The organism is Ruegeria sp. CF2 (genome assembly GCF_056537385.1).
In genome coordinates this window covers 372,431-379,166 of sequence record NZ_JBQFRL010000003.1, presented here as the reverse complement: position 1 = coordinate 379,166, position 6,736 = coordinate 372,431, and the positions used below count along the sequence as shown (strand labels likewise).

The 6,736-nt window shown below is 55.6% G+C and carries 7 protein-coding genes; 6 read left to right on the top strand and 1 reads right to left on the bottom strand.

The genetic code is table 11. The features are described from left to right. The first annotated feature begins 328 nt into the window (after positions 1-328). The 5 genes from ACR0IR_RS15650 to ACR0IR_RS15630 all read left to right on the top strand — a co-directional run bounded on the left by ACR0IR_RS15650 (position 329) and on the right by ACR0IR_RS15630 (position 4,943). Positions 329-1,039 (top strand): class I SAM-dependent methyltransferase, encoded by a 711-nt coding sequence (locus tag ACR0IR_RS15650; RefSeq protein WP_170365711.1) that lies wholly within the window; start codon positions 329-331, stop codon positions 1,037-1,039. 559 nt (positions 1,040-1,598) lie between these two features. Further along, positions 1,599-2,468: a glycosyltransferase family 8 protein gene (locus tag ACR0IR_RS15645; RefSeq protein WP_170365709.1), complete on the top strand. Its 870-nt coding sequence runs from the start codon at positions 1,599-1,601 to the stop codon at positions 2,466-2,468. A 461-nt stretch (positions 2,469-2,929) separates the two neighbouring features. Then, positions 2,930-3,322: an MAPEG family protein gene (locus ACR0IR_RS15640; protein WP_170365707.1), complete on the top strand. Its 393-nt coding sequence runs from the start codon at positions 2,930-2,932 to the stop codon at positions 3,320-3,322. A 28-nt stretch (positions 3,323-3,350) separates the two neighbouring features. Next, positions 3,351-3,710: a YciI family protein gene (locus tag ACR0IR_RS15635; RefSeq protein ID WP_170365705.1), complete on the top strand. Its 360-nt coding sequence runs from the start codon at positions 3,351-3,353 to the stop codon at positions 3,708-3,710. Between the two features lie 3 nt (positions 3,711-3,713). Continuing rightward, positions 3,714-4,943, top strand: coding sequence for an RNA polymerase sigma factor (locus ACR0IR_RS15630; protein WP_170365703.1), 1,230 nt, complete (start codon positions 3,714-3,716; stop codon positions 4,941-4,943). Between the two features lie 48 nt (positions 4,944-4,991). Here the strand turns inward: ACR0IR_RS15630 and ACR0IR_RS15625 are convergent, their stop codons facing one another. Then, positions 4,992-5,279: a hypothetical protein gene (locus ACR0IR_RS15625; RefSeq protein ID WP_217357142.1), complete on the bottom strand. Its 288-nt coding sequence runs from the start codon at positions 5,277-5,279 to the stop codon at positions 4,992-4,994. Between the two features lie 82 nt (positions 5,280-5,361). On the opposite strand from ACR0IR_RS15625, the gene mgtE reads away from it, so the two are divergent. Next, complete coding sequence (mgtE, locus tag ACR0IR_RS15620; RefSeq protein ID WP_170365700.1) at positions 5,362-6,735, top strand: magnesium transporter; 1,374 nt, start codon at positions 5,362-5,364, stop codon at positions 6,733-6,735. Position 6,736: the final 1 nt, after the last annotated feature.

Genomic DNA, 6,736 nt, shown 5'->3' with positions numbered 1-6,736 from the left:
CGGGATGGAGCAGCCCGGTAGCTCGTCAGGCTCATAACCTGAAGGTCGCAGGTTCAAATCCTGCTCCCGCAACCAAATCCACAAAATCAAAATACAGCCCGCTAACACAAAAATTGATCCACTGGATCAATTGCTCAACGTCTTCACCGCGTCAGGCTCAAAACCAGAAGACGCAGATTCAAGCTGCGCAGTTTCACAAAACGCTTACAAGAATTTTCATGCCCTTCGCAATTTAGTGATGTCTCCGTACTGTAAATTAAGTAAGTCTCATCGAATGGTCGTTGCTTAGCCAACACAGAAGCACAGGTCCGCAGTCTAAGGTGATAACATGCTGTCGAGTTTTGGATGGAAGTGGTTAAAGCTTTTGCTAAACCGCCAACAAAAAACTGAAGGCGATGCGCTTCGCGTGTTGTCGGATGATCTTGGCCACTATCGAAGCGTACTTGAGGTGCGCTGCGTAGACGCTGCGGGAGAAGAGATCCCCTGGTACGCATACTCGGCGATTGAATACATCGATTCGTATGATTTGAACGGAGTTCGCGTTCTGGAATATGGCAGTGGGCACTCCTCAGTGTTTTATGCAAAACGTGGCGCGAAGGTCACCGCGATTGAGCATAATCAAGGATGGTATGATGAGGTGTCAAAAACGCTGGCCCGATCAGCAGGGTTTGACATTCATCTCGCCACCGAACCCGAAACATATACCCGGAGACCTGAAGTGGCAGATGCGGATATCGTGGTGATCGATGGAACACATCGCCGTCTTTGCGCAGCGTATGTCTTGGAAGAGGTAAAGGCCGGTCGAACTGTTCCTGCGCTGATTGTCCTCGACAACTCTGAACGCTACCCAAGGGTTCTGGCTTCTCTCGATGCTGCAATGAGGTGGCCTCGTGCTGATTTCACCGATTTTGCCCCTATCAATGCGTATCGGCAGGTCACTTCGATCTATTTTAATCCCGCTCGTCAGATCTCGCGCCGTAGGGCGCCAGTTCCGATCGGCGGTCTGGGAGAGATTGCGTCGGATGACGGACCGCTTTAAGGCAGGTGTATTCGTATTACTGACTGATAAGGGTTTTCATAGGCCGAGCCAATGCGTGCCGGGGCATGGGCGCGGGTCGCGCGTCCAAGGCCGCTGGGTGTGGCGGGTATGCCAGGGCACCCATCTCGCGATCGGCCACAAGATTAAGTAAGCCTCCCGTGGCAATACCAACTAGGGCATGCCTCCGGCCTAGGCTTTGACCCCCGTGTTGGGCAGATTGTCCTGCAGAGAGCCCAGCGCGAAAAAGGTCAGCCTCGGCATAGACAACTTAGCTTTGCGCACCTAATGTTTCTCACTAAGGGTTAGCAGAACATGCTCTCAAATGCGAAGGGTTGTAGTGTTGACAGATCTTTGGGGTGACGCCCAATGTCTCCGTAGTTCTGGTCACAAAAAATCAAACTTGGTTTTCGCAAGCAAATCAACTACTTAAATCAGATGCGAAGCGCGCGCCTTAGAGTGCCACCGCAGACTGCGTTCGTGGAAAAACATGCTTGTTGAGCATGCATATTCAAGTGATCTTGCGTGCAGATGTCAGTGCACTTGTAGAAAGAAGGTTGAGATGAATATTCTTTTCACTTTTGACAGAAATATGATCGCGCCATTGTCGGCGGCGCTCTATTCACTAGCTGCCACAAATGTTCGAAGTGATTTGGAATTGTATCTCGTTCATGGTTTTCCCGTATGTGACGAGCTGCTTAAGCTGCAAACCTTTTGCAACGACATTGAGCTCCGCACCCAGTTCATTGAAATCTCAAACAACGCGTATTCGGAGATTTGGGGCACCTTGCGGGATGAACCGCATATTTCATCGGCAGCGCTCTACCGGTGTTCTTTGGGGAGCATTCTTCCAAAGACTGTTACCCGGGTCTTGTATTTAGATTGCGATACTTTGGTACTCAGTTCTTTGGCGGAACTATATGATCGAGATCTCCGTGGCAGCATAGTTGCGGCATATCAGGTTGGCAACGCACTTCATGAGGATTTGGGCGTGGGTCCGTCACAGTATTTCAGCTCAGGCGTTATGTTGATTGATCTAAACCTCTGGCGGAAACAAAACGTCGAAAGACGTGTGTTTGAAGTTCTTACAACCATGTCCGATCGGCTTGTCTGGCATGACCAATGCGCGCTGAATATCGCACTTGCAGGACAAGTCATGGGATGCGAGCGGAGATACAATTATACATTTTATCCTACACGTTTGATCGGCGATTTCGAGGTGCCGGTTATACTTCATTTTGCGGGTTCCGTTAAGCCGTGGACTGCGCCACTTAAGCACCCTTGGGGCGGCATCTATTGCGAAATGGCCGGGCGCACGCCTTGGGCCGAACAACTGGATTTATCGCCCGATGCTGGAATGTCACCGAAGCGCAGATATCGCCGCCATTTGCTAAGGCGCTTTGGTTTGCACTGGCTCGCCCGTCGGATTTAGCTCACGAGAAACTGTGCTTGGAACCGGCCGCAGAGTACTACTTCATCGATCTTGCCACTCACGCGGCGGATTTGTTGCCTTTCTCTCAGGCGAATTTTTGCAATAGTATCAACCGTCTATCGTGACATAGCAGCGGACCACTTCAGTGGGTGAAGACTGAAATTCTGCCGGGTGTAGTAATTCTATTGTATTGCCAACCGAAAAGGGTCAACTGTCGGCGGTTTCATGCTCCCGCAACCAGCAAAGTCGAACAAAACACCGAACGAGCCGCCCAAGGGCGGCTATGCTCGTTCTCCACCGCACACTTGGCACCAACCCAACAATCGCCGACAAACAAAACGTAATACACGCGCAAAATGCGCAAGAGTTGCAGCGCGCCACCAAAAAATCTCAGCACCTGTCGAAATCTGAGAAAACCCGACGTCCTTGGGGCACGAACCTGAAAACAGGAAGGACGATAGATGGTTTTTTCAACGACACCGATTTATGCGTTGCTAGTGGCGATGATCTGGCTCGTCTTATGGTTTCGTGTCTCGGGGATGCGGTCGGCCACGGGCCAATCCATCGGCGATGGCGGCGACATGGCGCTGATGTTGCGCGTGCGCCAACACGGAAACTGCCAGGACTGGGCGACCTTCATATTGATATTGATGATGCTGGGCGAAGGGGGCGGCACAGCTACACTATACCTAAACGCGGCGGGCATTTTGCTGGTCATCGGACGAGCTGCGCATCCTTTCGGGCTGAAGATTGACAATGCCGGCCACCCGCTCCGCTATGTCGGTAATGGAACCAATGTTCTGGCCGCGCTGATCATGATGATCTGCATCGCAACCCGGATCTTCGGTCTTTGACCCAGAACTTTTGAAAAGGATTATTGCTATGAAATACATGCTGTTGATCTACACAGACCCCGCGCAAGAACCGGCCTATGGCACCCCGGAGTTTGACGAGATGATGAGTGGCTTCTTTGCCGCCAATGAGCGGATGAAAGCGGATGGTGTTCTTTGCGATGGCGAGGGTCTGCAAGGGATCGAAACTGCAACCTCCCTTCGGATCCGCTCCGGAAAAGCTGAAACCATGGACGGGCCCTATGCCGAAACGCGTGAGCATCTGGGCGGATACTATGTGGTTGACGTTGCCGACTTGGATGCGGCGCTGAAATACGCGGCGCTGATCCCGGCCGCCAACTACGGCACCATCGAGGTTCGGCCTCTGATGGACTACAATCCGGCTGGATAATCCATGAAGAACGCCGCCCCCAAGGCCATTGCAGTTGGACATGTCATTGATGATGTGTTGCGGCGGGATCGGGGGCGGCTTTTGGCCGGACTGATCAACCGGTTGGGTGACTTCCAGCTGGCCGAGGACGCACTGCAGGAGGCCGCAATCTCGGCCGTGAAACACTGGAGCCGCAACGGAGTTCCGGACAACCCGACAGCATGGTTGATGCGGGTTGGTCTGAACAAGGGTATCGATCGCATTCGAGCGCAACATAGGGAAGGTCGGAAAACGGCAGCCCTGGCCATAACCCTGCCCGAGTCCGTGGCGGACGACATGCCTGAGCCGATACCGGATGACCGGTTGCGTCTGATCTTCACCTGCTGCCACCCCGCGCTGGACCAGAAGTCACGCATCGCGCTGACTTTGCGCACGGTCTGCAACCTGACCACACGGGAAATCGCTGCGGCATTTTTGGACAACGACCAGACGATGGGCCAGCGCCTGTCCCGAGCCAAGGCCAAGATTCGCGCCAAGGGGATTGGTTACTCCGTTCCCGATCCGGAAATCTGGCCGGAACGTTTGGATACGGTGCTGACGACCCTCTACCTGATCTTCACCACCGGGTACGTGACCGAGGATACAGGGCCGCGGGACCTCTGCCACGAAGGTATCTACCTTGCGCGAGTTCTGCGAGACCTCCGACCGGAAGAGCCCGAAATCGAAGGTGCGCTGGCCCTGATGCTATTGACCGATGCCCGCCGCCCTGCGCGTATCGACGCTGATGGCGCTATGGTACCCGTAGAGGATCAGGACCGAACGCTTTGGCGGCAGGATCAGATACGTCAGGCGCAGCGGCTCCTGCAAGCTGCGGTCGACCAGAGAAAACCGGGACCGTTTCAGCTCAAGGCCGCCATTGCGGATTGCCACATGATGGCGCCGGTCCCGGATTGGCGGCAGATGTCCCTGCTGTATCAGTCCCTATGGGCCTACGAGCCAACCCCGGTGGTTGCCCTGAACTGGGCCGTCGTGATGGCCGAGACAGGTCATGCCCAACTGGCTTTGGACAAGCTGGACAGCCTGCGGCCCGATCTTGACGATTTTCAGCCCTGGCACGCGGCCCGCGCGCATGTTCTGCAGAAGACGGGCCGCTCCGTCGCGGCGGCCGCAGCCTATCGGCAGGCCATAGAGGCGGCACCGAACCTGGCGTCCAGAAAGTTTCTGCAACAAAGGCTGCGGTGGCTCGCGCACTGAGGATCTGACATGATCGGGCGCCATTGCGCCGATTGCCTGGAATGGGACTCAGCTGGTGCCTTCCGTGCGGGCCAGCATTTCCTTGCCGACCCGCCGATAGTTCACGAAGGAATTGGCGCTCATGACGACAAAGAAGCTGTCCATATCAATCATGACATAGCCCATTTCCAGAAGTTCACGGGTTAGAGCCGTGATGTCCTCTTGGTACAGCCTTCTCCGGCCACACAGTTCCCGCAGCAGCTTCTGCGGGATGCGATACCGGCCCGAGGCCTTTCCTCCGAATTCCCTGGTATAGAGTCCGGCTAGGGTTTCGGCGGCATTCGTGATGTCAGACATTCTATATCTCATCCAATTTTGTCTATAGACAAAATTTTATCACCTATATAAAGGAACGACAACCCAATTGAATGGCCAAGGCATGGACGGAAACGTAGACATTCCCTCAACCGACGATGAGCTTTCGCTTCGGATCAAGGAAGCGGTCGAGCAGTCCAATGCGTCCGAGCTTGAGGCGCTTCTGGATTCGCTGACCAGCAGCGAAGCCCTGCGCGAAGTTCTTCAGCTGACACCGGCCGAGCGCGATACCGTTCTGGAGATCGTGCCCGTTGGACTTGCCGCGGAACTGGTCGAAGAAGCGCCAAACGAGATGGCGGTCGAGCTTGTGGAACGCCTCAAGCCCGAGCGTGCTGCCGAGATCATCGAACAGCTGGATTCGGACATTCAGGCCGACGTTATCGGCGAGTTGGATACGCCGGATGCCGAGGCCATCCTGTCCGAAATGGACGCCGAAGAGGCTGCGGATGTCCGCCTGCTCAGCACGTTCGAGGATGACACCGCCGGCGGTCTGATGATGACCGAGGTGTTCAAGTTCCGCGACACGCAGACCGTTGGCAATGTCCTGCGCGAACTTGCTTCGGACGACGAGGATTTTGAAAGGTATCGCGGGCAGCACCCCTATATTGTCGATTCCGAGGGGCGCGCCGTGGGCGTGGTATCGCTGCGCAGCCTGCTGACCGCCAAGCGCAGCGAAAAGCTGACAAGCATCATGGTTCCACCACTGACCGTGACCGTGGATACCCCGTTGGAACAGCTGGAAGACGTGTTCAACGATCATCCTTTCCTGGGGGTGCCGGTGGTTTATGCCGACGGAGTCCTGGCGGGTGTCGTGTCCCGCACGGCGGTGGCAGAAGCCACTCTGGAACGCTCGGAAAGTGAAAGCCTCAAACGTCAGGGTGTGGTTGGCGACGAGTTGCGCTCGATGCCTTTGTCGGTGCGGTCCCGTCGCCGGCTGGCCTGGCTTGCGGCCAACATCGTGCTCAACATCATCGCGGCCAGCGTGATCTCGGCCTACGAAGAAACATTGGCCGCAGTGATTGCGCTGGCCATCTTCCTGCCGATGGTATCGGACATGAGCGGCTGTTCCGGCAACCAGGCCGTTGGCGTCACCATGCGCGAATTGAGCCTTGGATTGGTACGGCCGCAAGATGCCATGCGGGTCTGGATCAAGGAGATTTCGGTCGGGGTCATCAATGGGATCGCGCTGGGTATTCTGATCGGGCTGGTCGCGTGGTTCTGGAAAGGCAATCCGGCCCTGGGTCTGGTAATTGGTACCGCGCTGGCACTCAACACGATGCTGGCGGTATCCATCGGCGGTGTTGTTCCTTTGCTGCTGAAGCGGATCGGACAGGACCCGGCCGCCGCAAGTGGCCCGCTGTTGACCACGATTACGGACATGGCCGGCTTTTTCTTCGTGCTCAGCCTTGCAACCCTTCTGATGCCCTGGCTGGTGTGAT

Excerpts from the sequence above, each read along its gene's own strand:
- ACR0IR_RS15650 (WP_170365711.1), top strand. The coding sequence starts at position 329 with ATGCTGTCGAGTTTTGGATGGAAGTGGTTAAAGCTTTTGCTAAACCGC.
- ACR0IR_RS15645 (WP_170365709.1), top strand. The coding sequence starts at position 1,599 with ATGAATATTCTTTTCACTTTTGACAGAAATATGATCGCGCCATTGTCG.
- ACR0IR_RS15640 (WP_170365707.1), top strand. The coding sequence starts at position 2,930 with ATGGTTTTTTCAACGACACCGATTTATGCGTTGCTAGTGGCGATGATC.
- ACR0IR_RS15635 (WP_170365705.1), top strand. The coding sequence starts at position 3,351 with ATGAAATACATGCTGTTGATCTACACAGACCCCGCGCAAGAACCGGCC.
- ACR0IR_RS15630 (WP_170365703.1), top strand. The coding sequence starts at position 3,714 with ATGAAGAACGCCGCCCCCAAGGCCATTGCAGTTGGACATGTCATTGAT.
- ACR0IR_RS15625 (WP_217357142.1), bottom strand. The coding sequence starts at position 5,279 with ATGTCTGACATCACGAATGCCGCCGAAACCCTAGCCGGACTCTATACC.
- mgtE (WP_170365700.1), top strand. The coding sequence starts at position 5,362 with ATGGACGGAAACGTAGACATTCCCTCAACCGACGATGAGCTTTCGCTT.